Origin of the sequence: Streptomyces orinoci (assembly GCF_003121295.1) — a bacterium.
Lineage (GTDB): Bacteria > Actinomycetota > Actinomycetes > Streptomycetales > Streptomycetaceae > Streptomyces > Streptomyces orinoci.
Genome location: NZ_PHNC01000031.1, coordinates 1,223,984 through 1,246,248, shown reverse-complemented (window position 1 = coordinate 1,246,248; position 22,265 = coordinate 1,223,984). Strand labels below are relative to the sequence as shown.

The following is a 22,265-nucleotide window of genomic DNA, read 5'->3' as shown; positions in this document are numbered from 1 at the left end:
GCCGGGCTCAAGCCACGGCCTCACTCCATGGTACGGGGCCGCCGCGGCTTGGGCTTCCGGGGATCTTGAGGGCACGGCTGACCTGGGGGTTCGCCTTCGCCCTCCAGGGGCGCGGGCCCGTGGGTGGGTGGGCGCGCAGTTCCCCGCGCCCCTGGAAGGGCGCGCCCGGCGGCGGGGGGCGCCCGGTCAGCGGTGGAAGCCGATGTCCTGGTAGCGGGGGGTGGCCAGGCCGAAGGCACCCGCGTTGGCGACGGTGGCCCGTACGGCCACCAGCTGCGGCCGCTGGTAGAGCGGCACCGACGCCGCCGCCGCCCAGATCCGCGCATCCGCGGCCTGTACCAGGTCCCGCGCCGCGTCCCCGTCCAGCTCCGCCGAGGCCTGGTCGAAGAGGTGGTCGATCTGGTCCGTGCCCACCCGGGTGTAGTTCTGCTCCACCTGGAGCGATCCGTCCGCCGCCGGGCGCGGCTTGGCGAAGATCGGCCGGGCCTCGGTGGCCGGGAAGGCGCCGACCGGCCAGGAGTAGAGGGCCAGGTCGAAGTCGCCGGAGGCGATGTGGTCCTTGAAGAAGCCCGCGTCCTCGACCTTGGTGATCTCGGTGCGGATGCCGATGCCGTCCAGTTCCCGGGCGATCCGCTCGCCCACCTCGCGCAGCGGCTCGGAGTCGGCCCCCTTGGGCAGGACAAAGCGCAGCACCAGCTTCTTGCCGTCCTTGTAGCGGGCAGGGGCGGCCACCACCCGGCCGCCGGGGTCCTTGTGGTCCTCGTAGAGCTCGGGCCCGCTGGCCCCGTCGCCGGTGATCTCGTCCGGCACCGCTCTGGGCGCCGGGCGCCCGCGTACCCCCTTGTCGTCGGGGTGGTGGGCATTGCGCGGCACCGTATTGGGCCCGGCCTGGCCGGGGCGGTGCAGTGGCGGGTTGGCCGGGTCGGGGCCCTCCTTCCAGCCGGCCTCGGCCAGCAGGTCGCGGGCGGCGTGCGGGTCGGAGCTGCCCAGGGCGTCGCTGTTGTCCTGGTAGCCCTGCTGGCCTGCCACTCGCACATGGCTGCCCAGCGGCCGGGCGGGCAGGCCGAGCGGGCCCAGGACCAGCTCGGCGATCCCCTTGCGGTCCACCGCGCGGGCCACCGCCCGCCGTACCCGCTCATCGGCCAGCGGCCCGGAGGCGCCGTTGAGGGCGAGCTGGGTGTAGCCCGGCTCCAGGGAGCGGCGTACGGCCAGGCCGCGCAGCGAGGGGGCGGCCTTGTTGGCGTCGTCCGCGTTCTCCTTGCGCGCCGGGGCGTTGTCGCGGCCGATCCGGGCGGCCACCGCCGGGGTGATCTCGGCCAGGTCCAGCCGGCCGGCCGCCAGTTCCGCGGCGCGTTTGTCCCGGGGCACCGCCCGCAGCACCAGCTTGTCCAGCTTGGCCCGCTCGCCCCACCAGCGGGGGTTGCGGACCAGGGTGAGGGTGCCCTGTTCCTCGTCCCGTTCCTGGAACTTGAACGGGCCCGCGGACAGGGCGAGTTGGTGGCGGGCGGAGTCGTTGAAGGCGCCGCCGTCGCCGGTCACCGACCTGGGGTAGAGGGGGGTGAACAGGGCGGGCCAGTCCGCGTAGGGCCGGTTGAAGGTGACCCGTACCTCCCGGTCGTCCGCGCCGCGCGCCACCTGCTCGATGCGCTCGTACCCGGCGTTGTGCGCGGCCCAGAAGGAGCTGTCCTTGCCGCGCAGCGCCTTCCACTGGCCTTGGAAGTCCGCGGCGGTGACGGGCTTGCCGTCGCTCCAGACGGCGCCGGGGTTGAGCCGGTAGACCACCACCTGCCGGGAGTCCTGCTCGGTGGTCCGGACGGAGCGCAGATAGTCCGGGTTGCGCTGTGGCCGGCCCTGCCGGTCCAGGGTGAACAGGGCGGGCAGCACCGCCCCGGCCACCTGTGCGGTGCCCCGGTCGGCGTCCGCCTGGAAGGTGTTGAGGGTGGCGGGCAGGGCGTCCACCGCCCAGGTGAGGGTGCCCCGGTCGGCGACCTTGGCGCGCGGGGCGGCGGCGATGTCCGGCGGCGCTCCGGGGTCCTCGGCCCGGCCGTCGTCCGAGGAACAGCCGGCCAGCAGCGGCAGCGGCAGCAGCGCGGCGGCCAGGAGCAGGGCCGCGGCGCGGCGGGGCCGGACGGACCCCGGCGACCTCGGCACTCTGAAGGACATCGTGAAGGGCATCGACGAAACCTCCGCCTCGGTCGGCGCAATACGCCGCTGATCGCATTTCTCCCCCGACACTGAAAGCGACGTCCCGGGGCGAGGCGGCCCGACACGGCGTCGCACACCCGCACGCCACCCGGCTGGACGAAGGTTTGGGCCCCGGTAGTGCAAGCGGGTGAACGCGTCCGCGCGGGCGCAATCGCGGCGGCTATCTTCCCCTGAAGGGGTGTGACGCGCGACACTCTCTGTCGCATCATCGTCGCCACCCGCAACCGCCGACCCGCGGAAGTGAGGGCAATTCATGTCCCTTAACGATGACTTGACGGCAGTTCAGCGCTGCCTGGACGATCTCGACCGCGCGCTCGGCCGGCTGGCGCGCCATCTCCCCCAGGACGACCGGGAGTTGCGCCGGATGCGCACCGACGCCGGTCACCTGCGGGAGAACTTCGCGCTGCTGCGGGAGACGGTGCCCGCCGAGGCGCCGCGCCCGGTGATGGTGCAGGTTTCCGACACCCCTTATGACGCCTCACTGTGGCGGGACGCGGACGAGGAAGGACTCGGCTGCCGCGACCGGCGGGCGCCCTAGCGGGCCCGCCCCGGACCCGCCCCCTCACACCCCACTCCTCCCGGAGTCCCCCTTGGCCACTGGCACTGACCCCAGACCCGGCACCGCGGCCCCCGGCGGTGTGCTCCACCCCTCCCGCGCCGCCATCGGCGACCGCCATCTGCGGCGTGACCGCTGGTGGCTGGCCCCGGCCGGCACCGCGGCCGGGCTGCTCGCCTTCGTCGTCTACTCCACCTGGCGCGCGTTCGCCAATGGCGACTACTACGCCGCGCCCTATGTCTCGCCGTTCTACTCGCCCTGTATCGCCCACAACTGTGTGCCCATGAAGGGCGGCGCGGACTGGGATGTGATCGGCTCCTGGTGGACCCTCTCCCCCGCCCTGCTGATCCTGATCTTCCCGCTGGGCTTCCGGCTGACCTGCTACTACTACCGCAAGGCCTACTACCGGGGCTTCTGGGCCTCGCCCCCGGCCTGCGCGGTGGCCGAGCCGCACGCCCGCTACAGCGGGGAGACCCGCTTCCCGCTGATCCTGCAGAACCTGCACCGCTACTTCTTCTACTTCGCGGTGATCGTGGCGGGCATCCTCAGCTATGACGCGGTGCTGGCCTTCCGGGACGCCGACGGGCACTGGGGGCATATGGGCCTGGGCACCCTGGTGCTGCTCGCCAATATCGCGCTGATCTGGGCGTACACCCTGTCCTGCCACTCCTGCCGGCATATCGTCGGCGGCCGGCTGCGCAACTTCTCCAAGCACCCGGTGCGTTACCGGATGTGGGGCCTGGTCAGCAGGCTGAATGCCCGTCATATGCAGCTCGCCTGGGCGTCCCTGGTGAGCGTGGCGGTCGCCGACTTCTATGTCTACCTGGTCGCCAGCGGCGCCTTCGACGATCCGAGGTTTTTCTGATGACGCGGGTGGATCTCCAGCCCTGGGACGTGGTGGTGGTCGGGGCGGGCGGCGCCGGGCTGCGGGCCGCCATCGAGGCGCGGGAGCAGGGACTGCGCTGCGCGGTGATCTGCAAGTCGCTGTTCGGCAAGGCGCATACGGTGATGGCCGAAGGCGGCATCGCCGCCTCCATGGGCAATGTCAACGCCAATGACAACTGGCAGGTGCACTACCGGGACACCCTGCGCGGCGGGAAGTTCCTCAACAACTGGCGGATGGCCGAACTGCTGGCCCGCGAGGCCCCGGAGCGGGTCTGGGAGCTGGAGACCTGGGGGGCGGTCTTCGACCGCACGCCCGAAGGGGGCATCTCCCAGCGGAACTTCGGCGGCCATGAGTATCCGCGGCTGGCGCACGTCGGCGACCGTACCGGCCTGGAGCTGATCCGTACCCTCCAGCAGAAGATCGTCTCGCTGCAGCAGGAGGACCGGCGCGAACTGGGCGACTACGAGGCCCGGTTGAAGGTTTTCCAGGAATGCACGGTCACCCGGGTGCTGCGGCAGCACGGCCGGGTCTCCGGGGTGTTCGGCTATGAGCGCGAGTCCGGGCGGTTCTTCGTCCTCCAGGCGCCGGCCGTGGTGCTGGCCACCGGGGGCATCGGCAAGTCCTTCAAGGTGACCTCCAACTCCTGGGAGTACACCGGGGACGGGCATGCGCTGGCGCTGCTGGCCGGGGCCCGGCTGATCAATATGGAGTTCGTCCAGTTCCATCCCACCGGGATGGTCTGGCCGCCGTCGGTCAAGGGCATCCTGGTCACCGAATCGGTGCGGGGCGACGGCGGGGTGCTGCGCAACAGCGACGGCAAGCGCTTTATGTTCGACTACATCCCGGATGTCTTCAAGGAGAAGTACGCCGAGTCCGAGGCCGAGGCGGACCGCTGGTACACCGACCCGGACCACAACCGCCGCCCGCCCGAGCTGCTGCCCCGCGACGAGGTGGCCCGGGCCATCAACGCCGAGGTCAAGGCGGGGCGGGGCTCCCCGCACGGCGGGGTGTTCCTGGATGTCTCCAGCCGGATGCCGGCCGAGGTGATCAAGCGCAAACTGCCGTCCATGCACCACCAGTTCAAGGAACTGGCGGATGTGGACATCACCGCCGAACCCATGGAGGTCGGCCCCACCTGCCACTATGTGATGGGCGGGGTGGAGGTGGAACCGGACACCGCGGCCGCGGTGGGAGTGCCGGGGCTGTTCGCGGCCGGTGAGGTGGCCGGCGGCCTGCACGGCTCCAACCGGCTGGGCGGCAACTCCCTTTCCGATCTGCTGGTCTTCGGACGGCGCGCGGGGCTGTACGCGGCGCGCTACGCGGCCGGGCTCGCCGACCGGGACCGGCCCACGGTCTCCGAGGCCGATATCGCCTCGGCCGAGGCGGAGGCGCTGCGCCCGTTCGGCGCCGAGCAGGCCGCCGACGGCGCGGAGGGCGCCGGGGAGAACCCGTACACCCTGCACACCGAGCTCCAGCAGGCCATGAACGATCTGGTGGGCATCATCCGCAAGGCGCCCGAGATGGAGGAGGCGCTGCGCCGGCTGGCCGGGCTGCGGGTCCGGGCCCGGCGGGCCGGGGTGGAGGGCCACCGGCAGTTCAACCCCGGCTGGCATCTGGCCCTGGACCTGCGGAACATGCTGCTGGTCAGCGAGTGTGTGGCGCGGGCCGCGCTGGAGCGCGAGGAGAGCCGCGGCGGGCACACCCGCGACGACCATCCGGCGATGGACCGGCGCTGGCGCCGGGTCAACCTGGTGTGCCGGCTGGCCGAGGACTCCACCGAACCCGCCGCGGAGGACCCGGCGCTGGGCCGGATCCGGCTGGAGCGGATCGACGCCGTGCCGATGCGCACCGATCTGATGGAGCTCTTCGAGAAGGAAGAGCTGGCCAAGTATCTGACCGACGAGGAGCTCACCTCTTGACTTCCTCCCCCTCGGGAACGAGGGAGATTCCTACGGCTCGCGCCGTAGGGCTTCCTGCTTCATCGCCGACTGCCCGCCCGGAGTGTTCCGTTGAGGTCCTACACCGGCTCCACAGGCCGATGCCGCCAGCCCGGCGGCCTTGAGATCAGCCACAACGTGCAGGCTATCAGGCCGGCTTGTGCCCCTGTGCGGGTTTTCGGACGCCGGGCGGCCCACCGCTCCGGCGGCGATTGGCCGTTCCCTGCCCTGCTCCGCAGGTGTCCGATTCCTCCCCGCCCTGAAGGGCGGGGTCTCCTCGGAGGTTCCAGATGAGCTATCAGGCCCACTTCAAGGTGTGGCGGGGTGACGCGGACGGCGGCGGTCTGGCCGGCTTCGACGTCACCGTCAACGAGGGTGAGGTGGTGCTGGACATCATCCACCGGCTGCAGGCCACCGCCGCGCCCGATCTGGCGGTCCGCTGGAACTGCAAGGCGGGCAAGTGCGGTTCGTGCAGCGCGGAGATCAATGGGCGGCCGCGGCTGATGTGTATGACCCGGATGTCGGTCTTCGACCCGGCCGAGACCATCACGGTCACCCCGATGCGGGCCTTCCCGGTGGTACGGGACCTGGTGACCGATGTCTCGTACAACTACGCCAAGGCGCGGGAGGTGGCCTCCTTCGTCCCGCCGCCGGGAGTGGGTCCCGGCGAGTACCGGATGCGGCAGCAGGATGTGGACCGGGTCCAGGAGTTCCGTAAGTGCATCGAGTGCTTCCTGTGCCAGAACACCTGCCATGTGGTGCGTGACCACGAGGAGAACAAGCCCGCCTTCGCCGGTCCGCGGTTTCTGATGCGGGTGGCCGAGCTGGATATGCACCCGCTGGACGCGGCCGCCGAGACCGGGGTGGACCGCAAGGCGGCCGCCCGGGCGGAGCACGGCCTGGGCTACTGCAACATCACCAAGTGCTGCACCGAGGTCTGCCCCGAACAGATCAAGATCACCGACAATGCGCTGATCCCCCTCAAGGAACGAGTGGTGGACCGCTCCTACGACCCCCTGGTCTGGCTGGGGAACAAGATCCGTCGCCGGGGGCGTGAACACGAGGCGTAATACCACACGCGCTCCCGGTAGCGGCCTCGACAATCCGGTCATAGGCTCCAAAGTGTGACGCGGCTTTTGAGGCGGTACCGGCCGGGTGCGCCTGGCCTGTGCCTGTTCAGTGCGCTTCTCGCGCTGTTCGCCCTGCTGCTCCCGGCCGCGGCCGTCGCCCGCGCCGACGCCCCCCTCGACCTGGACGCCCGAGGGGGGATCACGGACACGGTCGGCGCGCTGGGCCATCGGCGCATCCAGGTCGAGACGGCGCTCAACCGCCTGCACGCCACCCATCGGCTGCGGCTGTTCGTCACCTATGTCCATGACTTCTCCGGCCGGCTGGGCCATGACTGGGCCGATGCCACCGCCGACCGCAACGGCCTGGGCCCGCATGACGTCCTGCTGGCCATCGCCACCTACCAGCACCAGTTCGCCGTCTCGGTGGCCCCCGACTCCGGCATCCGCCCCGAACAGATCAACCAGGTGGCCGCCATCGCCATCGCCCCCGCCCTGGCCCAGCACGACTGGGCCGGGGCGGCCATCGGCGCCGCCGACGGCTATGCCGCCCTCCTCACCGGCCAGCCGGTACGCGCCCCGGTGATCATCCCCGGCCGCAGCGACCCCGGCGGCGGCGCCCTGCTCCCCGGCTCCCGGCGGGTATGGGCATCGGTGGCCGCCGGACTCGCCCTGTGCGCGCTCGGCCTCCACCTGGGATCCCGGCGGGCCGGCCGGCTGCGCCGCGAGGAGCGCGAGGAACAGGAACGCCTGGCCGCCGCCGGCTCCACCACCCCCGGCCTGGCCCGGCTGGCCCAGCCGCTCACCCCGCTGCCCGATCTGGAGGCGGAGGCCGCCCGGAACCTGGTGGAGACCGATGACGCGGTACGCACCAGCGCCGAGGAACTCGCCTTCGCCATAGCCCAGCTGGGCGAGCGGGCCACCCAGCCCTTCGCCGAGGCCGTCGGCTACGCCCGGGGGGAGCTGGCCGACGCCTTCCGGCTGCGCATGCGGCTGGACGAAACCCCCGCACCGGACCCGGAGTTCCGCCGGCACACCCTGGACGAGATCTGCTCCCGCTGCACCAGCGCCAACCGCCGCCTGGACGCCGAGTCCAGCGCCTTCGACCGGCTGCGCGACCTGCGCAACCAGGCCGCCGCGGTACTGCGCACCGCCGACGAGGCGGCCCAGGCCCTGGCCCCGCGGGTGGGCGCCGCCCGGCAGGCCCTGGACGACCTCGCCCCGCGCTGCGCCCCGGACGCCCTGGCCCCGGTGGCCACCTATCCCGGCGAGGCCCGGGACCGGCTGACCTTCGCCACCGCCGCGCTGGCCGAGGCCCGCCGGGCCCTCAACGGAGCACTGGGCGAGGACACCGCACGGGCGGCGGTCTCCCTGCGGGCCGCGGAGGGCGCGCTGTCCCAGGCCCGTACTCTCACCACGGCGGCCCTGCGCCGGATACGCGAAATCCAGGGCGCCGAACGGGGCTTGCGCTCCGCGCTGGTGGACGCGGCGGCCGCACGCGAGCAGACCCGGCATCCACCGCCGGACGCCCTGGCCGAACTGGACCTGGCGCGCAAGGAGGTACGGGGCGGGCGGTACGACCCGCTGGCGGTGCTGCGCCGGGTGGACGCGGCGGCCGCCGGCCTGGACGCGGCCGCCGGCGACCCGGCCGCCGCCGGGCACCGGGAACGGGGCCGGGCCGCCCGGGCGCTGCTGCTGGCGCGGGCGGAGGTCGCCGGGGCGCGGGACTTCATCACCACACACCGGGGGGCGGTCGGCAGCCGGGCACGCACCCGGCTGGCCGAGGCGGAGCGGCACCTGGCGCGGGGCCGCTCGCCGGGCCGCTCGCCCGGGGCGGCGCTGCCGGCGCTCCGCCGGGCGGACGCGCTGGCCCGTCAGGCCAGGGCCCTGGCCGACTTCGAGGTCGCCGAGTTCGACGCAGCCACGGCGGACCGCCGGCCCACCCGGGCGCTGGGGGGTGCGCTGCTGGGGGGCATCGTGCTGGCGGGGCTGCTGCCCGCCACTTTCGGGGGCGGGGCGACGCGGGGGCGGCTGGCGGGTCCGTGAACTTCGTATGCCGCACAACGGACCCTGCGGGCAGGAGACTTACGCCCCGCAGAGGCGATGCCCGCCCACCGGAACGTCAGTAGAGCGACATCAACGCCTCAACGGCGTCCGGGACTTCACCCCCACCCCCCGGCAACGCCAGCTCAAACCAAACGGTCTTGCCGTGCGGGATCCGCCGCGACCCCCAAGCCGCACTCAGCAACCCCACCAACTGCAACCCCCGTCCACCCTCATCAGTGTCATTGGCGCGGCGGCGCCGAGGCTGCACCAGCCCCCCGTCCCACACCTCACACACCAAGGTACGGTCCAGCAGCAACCGCAGCCGGATCTCCCCCTCCCCATACCGCAGCGCATTGGTGACCAGCTCGCTCACCAGCAACTCGGCGGTATCCACCAGGGCTTCAAGCCCCCACAACGGCAGCTGCTCACGCGCCAGTTCACGCGCCCGCGCCACGGAGCGCGGCTCGGGCGGCAGCGTCCAGTCCCCCACATGGTCCGGCGGCAGCCCGCGCAGCCGGGCCATCAGCAGGGCGATGTCGTCCTCGCCATGGTGGGTGTCCAGCGCGCCCAGCACATGGTCACAGACGTCCTCCAGCGGCCGCGCGGGATCGGTGAGCGCGTCCCGGAACGCCTGCAGCCCCTCGTCCAGCGGGTGGTCCCGGGACTCCACCAGGCCATCGGTGTAGAGGGCGAGCAGCGCCCCGTCCGGCAGCTCCACCACCGTCTCCTCGAAGAGCTCGCCGCCCACCCCCAGCGGCATCCCGGGCTGCACCTCCAACAGCCGGGCCGGCTTGCCCTGTTCGACCAGCACCGGCGGCAGATGCCCGGCATTGGCGACCGTACAGCGCCGGGTGACCGGGTCGTAGACCGCGTAGACACAGGTCGCCAGGTACACCTCGGAGAGGTCGGCGGGCCGTACGCTCCCGCGCACCCCGCGCGGCGCGGACTGGGTGCCGCCGGGGCGCCCCAGGCCGTGCGCGATCTCGTCCAGCTGGGAGAGCACCTCGGCCGGTTCCAGGTCCAGCATGGCCAGGGTCCGTACCGCGGTGCGCAGTTCGCCCATGGCCACCGCCGCCCGCAGTCCGCGGCCCATCACATCGCCCACCACCAGGGCGGTACGGTGCCCCGGCAGCTCGATGACATCGAACCAGTCGCCGCCCACCTCGGTGGCCGCGTTCCCGGGCAGATAGCGGCAGGCGATCTCCAGCCCGGCCGCCTCCGGGGAAACCGGGGGCAGCAGGCTGCGCTGGAGGATCAGCGCCCGCTCGTGCTCCCGGCGGTAGAGCCGGGCGTTGTCGATGCACACCGCCGCCCTCGAGGCCAGCTCCACCGCCAGCGCGGTGTCCCGGTCGCCGAAGGGCTCACTGCCCTTGGTGCGGGTGAACTGCACCAGGCCCACCACGGTGTCCCGGGCCACCATCGGCACCGCCAGCGTGGAGCGCACCGAGTCGCCCAGCTCGGAGGTCTCGGTGCTCTCCCGGCCGGGGATGGCCTGCGGCTGGGCGGTGCGCAGCGCCCCGGCGCAGGGCGAGTGGAAGGGGTAGCGGTGCACCTCGCCGACCTGGATGGGCTTGTCGTCGGTGGCCCGGGGGGCGCCCGAGACGGCGCTGGCGGAGGCCACCCGGCGCAGCTCGGCGCTGCCGTCGGCCAGCCCCGGCGGGGCCTCGTCGCCGACCAGCAGGCCCTGGTAGAGATCGACCGAGGCCAGGTCGCAGAACTGGGGCACGGCCACATCCAGTAGCTCGCGGGCGGTGGTCTCCAGGTCCAGCGAGGTGCCGATGCGGGCGCCGGCCTCGTTGAGCAGCGCCAGGTTGCGCCGTACGCCGGCGGCCTCGCGCTCGGCGCGGCGCCGCCCGGTGACATCGGTGGCGATGGCGGCCACCCCGATCGGCCGGCCGCTGCCGCTGTGCAGCCGGTAGAGGGAGACCGACCAGCGGCGGCGTTCGCTCTCCCCGGGGACCGGGCCGACCAGTTGCAGATCGGCCACCGGCCGTCCGCTGTCCAGGACCTGCCGCAGGGCCGCGGTCAGCCGCTCGGCCTCCGTGCGCGGCAGGAAGTCATGCGGGGTACGGCCCCGGTGCCACTCGGCGGGACGGCCAAAGGTCTGGGCAAAGCTCTCATTGACCCGGAGCAGCCGCAGGTCCGTACCGAAGAAGAAGAAGCCCAGCGGAGATTGGCCGAAAACGGCTTCCGAGGCGGCGATGTCGGTCTCTATCCCCTGCATCGCCCTTACATCGACGGCCACACAGAGCGCGGCCCTTTCGCCATGGGCATTCTGACTGGGCATTACATAGATCTCGGCCAGGCCCTGCCGCTGCCCGTCCCGCTGATAGGGGACCAGCCCGGTCCACGGCCGGTCGCCCTCCGGGAATTCCCCCGAAATGGGGATCCGCCGCGGCGCCCCCTGAGATGACGGGGCGGCGGCGAAGACCTCACGCGGGTCTCTGCCCACGGCCTGGGCGGGCTCTATTCCGAACAGCTCGGCGGCCCGTTCGCTCCACTGCTCGATCCGGCCGGCGGGGTCCAGCGAGAAGGAGGCGACACGGATGTAGTCATAAAGGGAGCCGGGCGGGCTGTTCTGCCACATCACGGTGGCGTCCGCGCCCTCGGTCCCGTCCGCCGCAGTACCCGCCTGCTGTTCGCTCACGTGCCCGTCCCCTCCGGCTGAAGTGCTCGCACCGGCATCAGAAGGCCGAGTATCCAGCACGGGGAGTCCTTGGGACACGGACTTCACGATCACAGCACGGTCTCAACCCGCTATGTGTCCTCCCCTGCTTCCCGGCCCGGCAAGCCCAGTTCGAACCACACGGTCTTTCCGCTCTCGCCTCGACGCGTACCCCAGCGGCGCGAGGCCAGTGCCACCAGTTGCAGTCCGCGGCCGCCCTCGTCCTCGGGATGGGCGCTGCGTTCCCGGGGCGGTTCGGAAACCGGGTCGGAGACCTCCACCAGCAGCGCCCCGTCGCGGGGGGCGGACATCCGCACTCCGATGGGCGCGCCGGCGTGGCGCAGGGAGTTGGTGACGAGCTCGCTGACCAGCAGCACCGTCACATCGGTCAGGGCGGACATGCCCCACTCGTGCAAGGTGTCGCGCACCAGCGTACGGGCGGTGCGCACGGCTCCGGCCTCCGCGGGGAAGGTCCACTCGGCGAATCCGGGGGCCGAGGCCAGAGTCCCAGTGCTGTCGCTCACGCCGATCACTTCCCACACCTGCCGTGATCCCATCGGCACACTTGACCGAATTGGGGAGAATAATCAGCACATACCCGGTATGGGGGTCGGCGTATCCCGGCTGCCGCCGGGTGGCGGGGGCGCGCGTGGCTCAGCCGCGGCGTGCCGGCCGGGCACTCAGGCCCGGCCCACCCGCTCCACGATGTAGAGCTGTTTGTGACCCTTGGCGTCCAGGCGGTCCGCCACCCGCTCGGCCTCGGTCCTGGTGGCATAGCGGCCGACGCGGTAGCGGTTGCCGTTGTCGTCCTGGCGGATCACCAGCCAGGGCAGGGCCGCCCCGTTGTCGGTCATCGCCCCTGCCCTTCCGTCGTCGTGACCATAGCGGCGTGCGCCGGCGCAGACCGCACCGGCGCACACCCGTCAGCGCCTCGTGAAGAAACCGCAGTCCGCATATGCCCGAGCGTACGCCCGACCTTTACGCAGCGGATACGGGTTTTCACGAAGAGATGCGCATTCGGCCACCTGAGGGTGATCAGCGGGTCTGGGCGGGCTCCACCGGAGCGTCCGCCACCGCCTCCTCGGCCGCCTGGGCGGCCAGGATCTCCTTCTCGGTCTGGACCAGAGTGGGGTTGCGCCAGGCGCTGCTGACACCCCAGTAGTAGAAGGCCAGGCCGATCGCGGCCACCAGCAGCATGTCCCAGCCCTCGGCCAGGTAGCCATGGCCGTTGAACTTGGTGCTGCCCGCATAGGAGACGGCCGACATGACGAACAGGTAGGCGACCATCCAGGCGCCCGCCTTCAGGTGCGGCTTGAGCTCGGCCCAGGGCTTGCGCAGCTCATAGAAGGCCCAGATCGGCAGGCCGGCCGCCATCAGCAGGATGACCTTGCCGGTCAGCGGCCACTTGGCCCAGTAGAGCACCAGCGAGCCGAAGACCATGGCGATCGGGGCGATCACCGGCATGGCGACCAGCTTGACCGGGCGCTTGAGGTCCGGGGCGATCCGGCGCAGCGACATCACGGCCACCGGGCCGGTGATGTAGGAGATCACGGTGGCCACCGAGACGATCTCGGCCAGCGAGCCCCAGCCACGGAAGACGGCCAGGAAGAGGAAGGCGACCACCAGGTTGAGCACCAGGGCCGGGCGCGGAACGCCGGTCTTCTTGTCCACCTTGCCGAAGACGCCGGGCAGGTGGCCGTTCTCCTGCACACCGTGGATCATGCGCGAGGTGGTGGCGGCGTAGATCATGCCGGTGCCGGAGGGCGAGATGAAGGCGTCCGCGTAGAGGATCATGGCCAGCCAGTTCAGGCCCCAGGCGGTGGCCAGGTCGGCCAGCGGGGACTTGAAGGTCAGCGCCTTCCAGCCGGCGGACAGGTCGTGCGAGGGGACGGCCATCAGGAAGGCGACCTGGAGCGCGATGTAGATGACCAGCGCGATCAGGATGGAGCCGATGACCGCCTTGGGCAGCGACTTGCCCGGGTTGCGGGCCTCACCGGCCATGTTCAGCGGGGACTGGAAGCCGTTGTACGCCCAGACGATGCCCGAGGTGGCGACGGCCGTGAAGACCGCGCTCCAGCCGTTGGGGGTGAAGCCGCCGGCGGTGTGGATGTTGTGGGTGTCGAAGTGCGCGTACATCAGGGCGCCGGCGGTGAGCACCGGGACGACGACCTTGAAGACGGTGATCGCGTTGTTGGTCTTGGCGAACAGGGTGATCGCGAACCAGTTGAGGAAGAAGTAGAAGACCAGCAGGACGCTGGCGAGGGCCACACCGCTGCCGGTGAGCTCCTTGCCGTTGTAGAGGTCCTTGGCCCAGGCCCACTTCCAGGAGCTCATGTACTGCACGGAGGCGGTCGCCTCGCCGGGTATGACCGAGACGATGGCGATCCAGTTGGCCCAGGCGGCCAGATAACCGGCCAGCGAGCCGTGCGAGTACTGGCCGTAACGCACCATGCCGCCCGCCTTGGGGAACATGGCGCCCAGCTCGCTGTAGGTCAGCGCGATGGTCAGCGCGACGACGGCGCCGATCACCCAGGCGACGATCGCGGCCGGGCCGGCGATACCGGCGGCCCGCTGGGCACCGAAGAGCCAGCCGGATCCGATGATCGACCCGAGGCCGACGGCCGTCAGGGCCACCGGACCGAGGGTCCGGCGGTAATGGGAGTGGGAACCCTGTTCGGTACTCAACGCCCCGGTACTCCTTTGCTCTCTGATCTCCCCCATGGCAGGACACAAACCGCGCCATCGTACGAGCGATTTGGCCAAGTTGGTCCTGCCAAAAGGCCCTGAGGACGGGCTATGTGAGGTTTGCAACAGAGAGTGGCCGACCAGCAAATGCGGACACATTGGTGCACAGGCCACACATCCCTCCCATGGGCCGGGGTAAACGGAAGGGATTTTCCAGTGCCTTTAAGCTGACTCGCGGGTAAGTTCGTGCTGCCGGAACGGTGCCGAAACGGCTACTTCACCGGCAGGTGATAAGCGATCCGGTGCCGTTCGGCGAGCATCACCACATCCGCCGTCTCCACCGGGCAGCCGCCGGCGAAGTACGTCCGGGAGACCACCAGCACCCAGTGACCGGGCACCCCGCCCAGCGCCAGGGTCTCCTGGGCCAGCCCGGGACGGGCGCTGATCTCCTCGGCGACGTTGTCCACCACCAGGTCGATGGCGGCCATCCGCTCCACCACCCCGCGCCCGGCCAGCGGGCCCTCCTCGGGGAGCATCACCGGCGTCCGGCCGGTGAGGGCCAGCGGCTCCCAGGAGGTGGAGAGCATGGCCGGCTCCCCCGCCACCCGGTACAGATACTCGGTGCGCATCACCCGGGCGCCCACCTCGATGCGCAGCCGCTCGGCGACGGCCTCGTCCGCCACCCGCTGCTCGCTGCGCGCCTCCCAGGCGCCCTTGACCTTGACGTCCGCCTGCTCCTGGCGGAAGGGCGAGGACTCGCCCGCCGAGCGGTAGCCAGTACGCACCACCGCGCGCCGCTCGGGCCGGGGCCGGACATAGGTGCCGGAGCCGGAACGGCCCTCGACCAGGCCCTCGGCCATCAGCACCTTGCGGGCCTCCAGGGCGACGGTGTCGGAGACCCCGTACTGCTCACGGATGCGGGCCTGGGAGGGAAGCCGGGTGTGCGGCGGCAGCTCACCGGCGACGATCTTCTGGCGGAGATCGCCGGCGACACGGAGGTAGGCGGGCTGGTCACCGAAAGCCACGGTCACTCCCAGAGGTTGACGGTCCGCAACAGCTTGGCAACCCTCGGTTGCCGACCGCAACTCAAGGCCATGGATTCACCAGATGTGGTGAATTGCAGCTCAACGGGGTGTGGGCGGGGTTGGGACGGGAGCCGGGCCGCGCCCCGGCGGCACCCTCGCTCAGGCGGCATCCGCCGTCTCGGCGGTCACATCCGCCACGCGCGCCGCACCGGTCGGACACCCCCACGGCGGAGCGGCAAGCGGTGACCTTCCCCTGACGGCTGGTCAGCCATCGAGCTGCTGCCGGAGTCGGCACGGCTGCCCAACCGGCGTGTTCCAAGGGGGAGTTGACGGGCCGACAGCGGGGCGACGGTGCGCACCCGCGAACCGATCGGCGGCATGGGGTTGCCCCCGCACTCACGGTGAAGTTCGCAGAGGGGGCCGGTTCCCGAAGGAACCGGCCCCCTCTGGTCTGTCCGTTGGTCAGCGTCAGACGTTGAAGCGGAACTCCACCACGTCCCCGTCCGCCATCACATAGTCCTTGCCCTCCATGCGCGCCTTGCCCGCCGCGCGGGCCTCGGCGACCGAGCCGGTGGCGATCAGGTCGTCGAAGGAGATGACCTCGGCCTTGATAAAGCCCTTCTGGAAGTCGGTGTGGATCACACCGGCCGCCTCGGGGGCGGTGGCGCCCTTCTTGATGGTCCAGGCGCGGGTCTCCTTGGGACCGGCGGTGAGGTAGGTCTGCAGGCCCAGGGTGTCGAAGCCGACCCGGGCCAGGGTGGCCAGGCCGGGCTCCTCCTGGCCGACGGACTGGAGCAGCTCCAGGGCCTCCTCGTCGTCCAGCTCGGCCAGGTCGGCCTCCAGCTTGGCGTTGAGGAAGATGGCCTCGGCGGGGGCGACCAGGGCGCGCTGCTCGTTCTTGAAGGCCTCGTCGGTGAGCTCCTCCTCGTCCACGTTGAAGACGTAGAGGAAGGGCTTGGTGGTGAGCAGGTGCAGGTCGTGCAGCGGCTCGTGCTTCTCGGTGCCCTGGACGATGCCCGCGGAGAAGAGGGTGTTGCCCTCCTCCAGGATGGCCTTGGCCTCCTCGACCGCCTTGACCTTGGCGGCCTTGTCCTTCTGGATGCGGGATTCCTTCACCAGGCGGGGCAGCACCTTCTCGATGGTCTGCAGGTCCGCCAGGATCAGCTCGGTGTTGATGGTCTCGATGTCGTCCTTGGGCGAGACCTTGCCGTCCACATGGACCACGTTCTCGTCCTTGAAGGCGCGGATGACCTGGCAGATGGCATCCGACTCGCGGATGTTGGCGAGGAACTTGTTGCCCAGGCCCTCACCCTCGGAAGCGCCGCGCACAATGCCCGCGATGTCCACGAAGTCCACGGTGGCGGGGAGGATCTTGGCCGAGCCGAAGATCTCCGCCAGCCGGGCCAGCCGGGGGTCGGGGACGCCCACCACGCCGACGTTGGGCTCGATGGTGGCGAACGGGTAGTTGGCCGCCAGCACGTCGTTCTTGGTCAGGGCATTGAACAGCGTCGACTTGCCGACGTTGGGCAGACCGACGATTCCGATCGTGAGCGACACGTGACGACTTCCTGTAGTAAGGCGGGTCCGCGGCCCGCGGTCGGGCCGGTCAACCAGTCTACGGGGCGCCATCGGCACCCTGCCCCGTACGAATGACTCACCGAACGAATGGCCGAGGTGATGTGACCGGCGTGTCCAACGCCGGATTTCTCCCGGTTCTCAACCTACTTTGGTCGGGTGGAGCGACCCAGTACGCGCAGCACCCCGCACCGGCCCGGCCGTCCCTCGCCGGTGCCCCGCCCGGCCGTCCCCCTGGGCCAGGGCTCCGCAGGAACGGTTTACCGGATGGGCGGCGGACGCACCCCGCCCCGGCTGCCCAGGGTGCTGCGGCGGCTGTCCGCCGCCCGGCTGACCGGGCTGGGCGGCGGGCTGCTCACCACCGGCGCCATGCTGGTGACCGGAGCACTGGACTCGGCCCTGCTGGCCGGCTCGCCCGCCGCCTATGGCGGGTGCTTCCTGCTGGCCTGCGCCGCCTGTGCGCTGATGATCAGGCCGGCCGAGTGGCTGGCCGCCCCGGTGGCCGTCCCCATCGCCTTCGCGGTGGGCGCCGTCCCGGTGGACGACGGGACCCGCGGTCTGGCCGGCCAGCTGATGGGGCTGGTGAGTTTTCTGTCCCTGCAGGCCGGCTGGCTCTACGGCGGCACCCTGCTGGCCGCCCTGGTGGCGCTGGTGCGGCGGCTGGCCTGGATCAGACAGCGGAAGCTGGCACGGATCGCGCAGCGGAAGCGGCCATCGCGGCCCCCACGATCCCCGCGGTGTTCTCCAGCTGCGCAGGCACGACCTCGGCGCTGATCCCCTCGATCAGCGGCAGGAACTTGTCCGCCTTGCGGCTGACGCCGCCGCCGATGATGAACAGCTCCGGGGAGAACAGCCGCTCCACATGGGCCAGATAGCGCTGTACCCGGCGCGCCCAGCGAGGCCAGCTGAGATCCCCCTCCTCCTTGGCCCGGCTGGAGGCGCGGGTCTCCGCGTCATGGCCGTTCAGCTCCAGGTGGCCCAGCTCGGTATTGGGCACCAGCCGGCCGCCGGTGAACACCGCACTGCCGATGCCGGTGCCGAAGGTCAGCACGATCACGGTGCCCTTGCGGCCCCGTCCGGCGCCATAGGTGATCTCGGCCAGCCCGGCCGCGTCCGCGTCATTGAGCACCGTGACCGGCACCCCCAGCCGCCCGGCCAGCAGCGCCTCGGCGTCGGTGCCGATCCACTGCCGGTCCACATTGGCGGCGGTGCGTGTGGTGCCCTGGACCACCACTCCGGGGAAGGTGACGCCCACCGGGCCGCTCCAGCCGAAGTGGTCCACGACCTCCTTGACCCGCCCGGCGACCGCCTCGGGCGTCGAGGGCTGGGGGGTGAGCACCTTGAAGCGCTCCCCCGCCAGCTCGCCATGGGTCAGGTCCACCGGTGCGCCCTTGATGCCCGAGCCGCCGATGTCCACACCGAATACGTCCATGGGATTCACGCTACGGGCCGCGGGCGGCCCGCACCCCTCGGTGGCGGTTACTCCGGTGCTTCGCTGGCTCCGGCTGCTCCGGTTACTCCCCGGCCGTACCCGCCGCCTGGGCGGCCTCGGCGCGCAGGTCGCGCCGCAGCTCCTTGGGGAGGGAGAAGGTGATGGACTCCTCGGCGGCGGTGACCACCTCGACGTCCTCGAAGCCGCGCTGGGCCAGCCACTCCAGCACACCCTGCACCAGGATCTCCGGGACGGAGGCGCCGGAGGTGACGCCGACCGTGCTCACGCCCTCCAGCCAGCTCTCGTCGATCTCCTCGGCGTAGTCCACCAGGTGGGCGTCCCGGGCGCCGGCGCCGAGGGCGACCTCGACCAGCCGGACCGAGTTGGAGGAGTTCTTGGAGCCGACCACGATCACCAGGTCGGCCTCGGCGCCCATCTGCTTGACGGCGGTCTGGCGGTTCTGGGTGGCGTAGCAGATGTCGTCGCTGGGCGGCGAGAGGAGGTTGGGGAAGCGGCCCTTGAGGGCGTCCACGGTCTCCATGGTCTCGTCCACGGAGAGGGTGGTCTGGGACAGCCAGACGACCTTGTCGGGGTCGCGGACCTCGACATTGGCCACGTCCTCCGGACCGTCCACCAGCTGGATGTGCTCGGGCGCCTCGCCGCTGGTGCCGATGACCTCCTCATGGCCCTCATGGCCGATCAGGAGGATGTCGTAGTCCTCCTTGGCGAAGCGGACGGCCTCCTTGTGGACCTTGGTGACCAGCGGGCAGGTGGCGTCGATGGTGGCCAGCTTGCCGCGCTTGGCCTCCTCGTGGACCACCGGAGCCACCCCGTGCGCGGAGAAGATCACGATGTTGCCCTCGGGCACCTCCGCGGTCTCGTCCACAAAGATCGCGCCCTTTTTCTCCAGGGTCTTGACCACATATTTGTTGTGGACGATCTCATGGCGCACATACACCGGTGCGCCGTACTGCTCCAGGGCCTTCTCGACGGCGATCACGGCGCGGTCCACGCCCGCGCAGTAGCCACGGGGGGCGGCGAGCAGAACCTTGCGGGCAGGCTTGGCGGTCATGCGCTCCATCGTACGGGCCGCCACCGTCACCCGGCCCACCGCTACGCTCACCGCATGGCTCTCCAGACGTCCCCCGAGGCCCCGATCCCCGTCGGCCAGGTGTCCCGGCTGATCGGCGGCTGGATCGACCGGCTCGGCGCGGTATGGGTCGAGGGGCAGATCACCCAGCTCTCGCGCCGCCCGGGAGCCGGGGTGGTGTTCCTGACGCTGCGCGACCCGGCGCATGACATCTCGCTCTCGGTCACCTGCTACCGCGCCGTCTTCGACCAGGTCGCGGACGTCGTCTCGGAGGGCGCGCGAGTGGTGGTGCACGCCAAGCCCGAGTGGTACGCGCCCCGGGGCTCACTCTCGCTGCGGGCCACCGAGATCCGCCCGGTGGGGGTGGGCGAGCTGCTGGCCCGGCTGGAGCAGCTGAAGCGGTCGCTGGCCGCGGAGGGGTTGTTCGCCGCCGAGCGCAAGCGGCCGCTGCCCTTCCTTCCCCAGCTGATCGGCCTGGTCTGCGGGCGCGCCTCGGCGGCCGAACGGGATGTGCTGGAAAACGCCCGGCACCGCTGGCCCGCCGTCCGCTTCGAGGTGCGCAATGTCCCCGTGCAGGGGGCGCAGGCGGTGCCGCGGGTGATCGAGGCGGTGCGGGAGCTGGACGCGCTGGCCGGGGTGGACGTGATCATCGTGGCCCGGGGCGGCGGCAGCGTGGAGGACCTGCTGCCCTTCTCCGACGAGCGCCTGATCAGGACGGTGGCCGCCTGCGGCACCCCGGTGGTCTCGGCGATCGGCCATGAGCCCGACAGCCCGCTGCTGGACCTGGTGGCCGATCTGCGTGCCTCCACGCCCACCGACGCGGCCAAGCGGGTGGTGCCGGACGTGGGCGAGGAACTGCTGCGGGTGCGGCAGCTGCGCGACCGGGCGCGGCGCTGTGTCACCGCGCTGGTGGACCGCGAGGAGCGCGGCCTGGCCTCGGTACGGGCCCGGCCCTGTGTGGAGCGTCCGCAGCGGATGGTGGACGAGCGCGAGGAGGAGATCTCCGCGCTCACCGGGCGGGCCCGGCGCACCCTGGGCCACCTGCTGGACCGGGCCGACTCCGAGCTGGCGCACACCCTGGCCCGGGTGGTGGCGCTGTCCCCGGCGGCCACCCTGCGGCGCGGCTATGCGGTGCTCCAGCGTACGGACGGGGCGGTGGTACGGGCCCCCGCGCAGGTGGCGGAGGGGGAGGACCTGCGCGCCCGGGTCGCGGAGGGCGAGTTCACGGTGCGGGTCCGCTGAGGCGGTTCTCCGTCTGATGGGTGCGGGCGCTCTCTAGGGTGCGGGCGATGTCATGGGCGCGGGCGCCGCGTCGTCGCCGCATCCGGCCGGGGCGGCCGGTCACCGTCGCGGTCGCCGGACCGGGCGGAGGGTGGCGGCTCGTCGTCGCGGTGGAGCGAGAGCACCCGGGACAAGAGCACCCGGGCCCCCGGGGACTCCTCAGTCCCCGTCTTCCGACTCCCGTTCCTCCGCCAGCGCCGCGTCCAGTCGGGCGCGGGCGCCCTCCAGCCAGTGCCGGCAGACCTTGGCCAGTGCCTCGCCGCGCTCCCACAGGGCCAGTGACTCCTCCAGGGTGGTGCCGCCGGTCTCCAGCCGGCGCACCACCTCGATCAGCTCGTCCCGGGCCTGCTCATAGCCCAGGGCGCCGAGGTCGTCGGTGGTCTGTTCGGTGTCGGTCATGGCGCCAGGGTAGGGGTCCGGCGCGGGGTGAGGTGGGCCTCATCCGATTTAGTTGAAGCTTCACATAATTCTGGCCTATGGTGGAGCCCATGAGCCTCTTCCTTGACCCCGCCGCCCAGGACCTCCTCTTCCGCGAGGCCCACACCGCCAACACCTTCACCGACGAGCCCGTCACCGACGAGCAGATCCAGGCCGTCTACGACCTGATCAAGCTGGCCCCGACCGCCTTCAACCAGTCGCCGCTGCGCCTGGTGCTGGTCCGCTCCGCCGAGGCCCGCGAGCGTCTGGTGTCGGTCATGGCCGAGGGCAACCAGGCCAAGACCCGCACCGCCCCGCTGTCGCTGATCGTGGCCACCGACAATGAGTTCCACCAGGAACTGCCGACGCTCTTCCCGGCCTTCCCGCAGGCCAAGGATGTCTTCTTCGCCGAGCGCCCGGTCCGCGAGAACTCCGCCCTGCTCAATGGCGCGCTGCAGGCGGGCTACCTCATCCTGGGCCTGCGCGCGGCCGGTCTGGCGGCCGGCCCGATGACCGGCTTTGACGCCGAGGCCCTGCGCAAGGAGTTCCTGGACGACGAGCACACCCCGCTGATGGTGATCAACGTCGGCAAGCCGGGCGAGGACGCCTACCGTCCCCGCGCCCCGCGCCTGTCCTTCGACCAGGCGGCCACCGTCATCTGACGCGACACCGGCCCAAGCGATGGCCGCCGCACTCAGCCCGGGTTCTTCCCGCCGGGCCTGAGCGCGGCGGCCATCTGCGCAAGCCGCTCCTGGGAGGCGGTCCCGGCCACCACCGTGGTCACCCCGCGCTCCTGGCGCACCAGCGCGTTGTACCTGGGCCCCTCATAGCGCTGCCAGACGGCGCCGCCCACCCGCTGGGTGCGCCCGGTCTTCTCCGCGTGCTGGGTGGAGTCGTCGATGAAGGAGACGGCCGGCCCGTCGCTCTGCTCCAGCTGCACATACTCGGTGTCCGGGTCCAGGAACCCCAGGTGCCATACCTTGCCCGTGCGCTGGTCCACCCGGTAGGTCACCGAGGTCGCCCGCCAGTCGCCGCCGAGCCCCTCGGGCGCCAGCACGGGATAGGGGGCCGCGCGCCGGGCCGTGTCCAGTTCCACCCGGTAATCGACGGTCCGGGCGGGCTGCATGCCCCGGCTGTCGTGCGGGATGAAGAGGTAGCTGACCCCGGCCATGGGGACCACCACCGCCAACGACAGCACCATGTTCCGGACCGTCTGGTTCTTACCGTTCCTGCCTGCCACCCCACCATGGTCCCCCATGGCCCGGCCGATCTTGACGGCGGGACGGCCTCGCGCCCCCGCCCGCCCTTGACGCCGCTCATGCGTAGGGCGCTCTGCTCATTCTCGCAATCAACGGATAAAGTCATGGACACCGTCACCCTCCTGGCCCACCCGGGACA

19 protein-coding genes are annotated in these 22,265 nt (G+C 71.6%); 8 read left to right on the top strand and 11 right to left on the bottom strand.

Translation table 11 applies throughout. From position 1 onward, the window contains the following. Positions 1-186: 186 nt before the first annotated feature. On the bottom strand, positions 187-2,175 hold the full coding sequence (locus CV755_RS28110; RefSeq protein ID WP_241561424.1) for an ABC transporter family substrate-binding protein: 1,989 nt from the start codon (positions 2,173-2,175) through the stop codon (positions 187-189). Positions 2,176-2,458: 283 nt separating this feature from the next. On the opposite strand from CV755_RS28110, the gene CV755_RS28105 reads away from it, so the two are divergent. The 5 genes from CV755_RS28105 (at position 2,459) to CV755_RS28080 (ending at position 8,697) form a co-directional block, all read left to right on the top strand. Next, positions 2,459-2,743 (top strand): hypothetical protein, encoded by a 285-nt coding sequence (locus tag CV755_RS28105; RefSeq protein ID WP_109283051.1) that lies wholly within the window; start codon positions 2,459-2,461, stop codon positions 2,741-2,743. Positions 2,744-2,795: 52 nt separating this feature from the next. Then, positions 2,796-3,626 carry a hypothetical protein gene (locus CV755_RS28100; RefSeq protein ID WP_109283050.1) on the top strand — a complete coding sequence of 277 codons (831 nt, stop codon included), beginning with the start codon at positions 2,796-2,798 and terminating at the stop codon, positions 3,624-3,626. Next, on the top strand, positions 3,626-5,566 hold the full coding sequence (locus CV755_RS28095) for a fumarate reductase/succinate dehydrogenase flavoprotein subunit (protein WP_109283049.1): 1,941 nt from the start codon (positions 3,626-3,628) through the stop codon (positions 5,564-5,566). The genes CV755_RS28100 and CV755_RS28095 overlap by 1 nt, the downstream gene beginning before the upstream one ends. A gap of 308 nt (positions 5,567-5,874) precedes the next feature. Next, complete coding sequence (locus tag CV755_RS28085) at positions 5,875-6,654, top strand: succinate dehydrogenase/fumarate reductase iron-sulfur subunit (protein ID WP_109283048.1); 780 nt, start codon at positions 5,875-5,877, stop codon at positions 6,652-6,654. Positions 6,655-6,708: 54 nt separating this feature from the next. Further along, positions 6,709-8,697, top strand: a complete 1,989-nt coding sequence (locus CV755_RS28080) for a TPM domain-containing protein (RefSeq protein WP_109283047.1) — start codon at positions 6,709-6,711, stop codon at positions 8,695-8,697. Positions 8,698-8,773: 76 nt separating this feature from the next. Here the strand turns inward: CV755_RS28080 and CV755_RS28075 are convergent, their stop codons facing one another. From CV755_RS28075 to ychF, 6 genes are all read right to left on the bottom strand, one after another. Then, positions 8,774-11,284: a SpoIIE family protein phosphatase gene (locus tag CV755_RS28075; protein WP_109283571.1), complete on the bottom strand. Its 2,511-nt coding sequence runs from the start codon at positions 11,282-11,284 to the stop codon at positions 8,774-8,776. Between the two features lie 170 nt (positions 11,285-11,454). Then, positions 11,455-11,895, bottom strand: coding sequence for an ATP-binding protein (locus CV755_RS28070; RefSeq protein ID WP_241561423.1), 441 nt, complete (start codon positions 11,893-11,895; stop codon positions 11,455-11,457). A gap of 147 nt (positions 11,896-12,042) precedes the next feature. After that, complete coding sequence (locus CV755_RS28065) at positions 12,043-12,216, bottom strand: SPOR domain-containing protein (protein WP_109283045.1); 174 nt, start codon at positions 12,214-12,216, stop codon at positions 12,043-12,045. 181 nt (positions 12,217-12,397) lie between these two features. Beyond that, entirely contained in the window at positions 12,398-14,047 is a 1,650-nt protein-coding gene (locus tag CV755_RS28060; protein WP_241561422.1) for an APC family permease, read from the bottom strand. 272 nt (positions 14,048-14,319) lie between these two features. Beyond that, complete coding sequence (locus CV755_RS28055; protein WP_109283570.1) at positions 14,320-15,072, bottom strand: GntR family transcriptional regulator; 753 nt, start codon at positions 15,070-15,072, stop codon at positions 14,320-14,322. A 468-nt stretch (positions 15,073-15,540) separates the two neighbouring features. After that, positions 15,541-16,629, bottom strand: a complete 1,089-nt coding sequence (ychF, locus tag CV755_RS28050; protein WP_109283043.1) for a redox-regulated ATPase YchF — start codon at positions 16,627-16,629, stop codon at positions 15,541-15,543. Positions 16,630-16,806: 177 nt separating this feature from the next. Here ychF and CV755_RS28045 point away from each other — a divergent pair, with 177 nt between their 5' ends. Then, complete coding sequence (locus CV755_RS28045) at positions 16,807-17,421, top strand: DUF6542 domain-containing protein (protein WP_109283042.1); 615 nt, start codon at positions 16,807-16,809, stop codon at positions 17,419-17,421. On the opposite strand, the gene ppgK is transcribed toward CV755_RS28045, so the two are convergent. Beyond that, on the bottom strand, positions 17,318-18,079 hold the full coding sequence (gene ppgK, locus CV755_RS28040; RefSeq protein WP_109283041.1) for a polyphosphate--glucose phosphotransferase: 762 nt from the start codon (positions 18,077-18,079) through the stop codon (positions 17,318-17,320). The genes CV755_RS28045 and ppgK overlap by 104 nt on opposite strands. Positions 18,080-18,161: 82 nt before the next feature. Continuing rightward, positions 18,162-19,160, bottom strand: a complete 999-nt coding sequence (locus tag CV755_RS28035; protein WP_422070608.1) for a 4-hydroxy-3-methylbut-2-enyl diphosphate reductase — start codon at positions 19,158-19,160, stop codon at positions 18,162-18,164. Positions 19,161-19,205: 45 nt separating this feature from the next. Here CV755_RS28035 and xseA point away from each other — a divergent pair, with 45 nt between their 5' ends. Further along, positions 19,206-20,411 carry an exodeoxyribonuclease VII large subunit gene (gene xseA, locus CV755_RS28030; RefSeq protein WP_109283040.1) on the top strand — a complete coding sequence of 402 codons (1,206 nt, stop codon included), beginning with the start codon at positions 19,206-19,208 and terminating at the stop codon, positions 20,409-20,411. 198 nt (positions 20,412-20,609) lie between these two features. Here xseA and CV755_RS28025 read toward each other — a convergent pair whose 3' ends face one another. Continuing rightward, positions 20,610-20,849 (bottom strand): exodeoxyribonuclease VII small subunit, encoded by a 240-nt coding sequence (locus CV755_RS28025; protein WP_109283039.1) that lies wholly within the window; start codon positions 20,847-20,849, stop codon positions 20,610-20,612. A gap of 89 nt (positions 20,850-20,938) precedes the next feature. Here CV755_RS28025 and CV755_RS28020 point away from each other — a divergent pair, with 89 nt between their 5' ends. Continuing rightward, positions 20,939-21,529 carry a malonic semialdehyde reductase gene (locus CV755_RS28020; RefSeq protein WP_109283568.1) on the top strand — a complete coding sequence of 197 codons (591 nt, stop codon included), beginning with the start codon at positions 20,939-20,941 and terminating at the stop codon, positions 21,527-21,529. A gap of 32 nt (positions 21,530-21,561) precedes the next feature. Here CV755_RS28020 and CV755_RS28015 read toward each other — a convergent pair whose 3' ends face one another. After that, positions 21,562-22,107, bottom strand: coding sequence for a DUF4245 domain-containing protein (locus CV755_RS28015; RefSeq protein WP_109283567.1), 546 nt, complete (start codon positions 22,105-22,107; stop codon positions 21,562-21,564). Between the last annotated feature and the right edge of the window lie 158 nt (positions 22,108-22,265).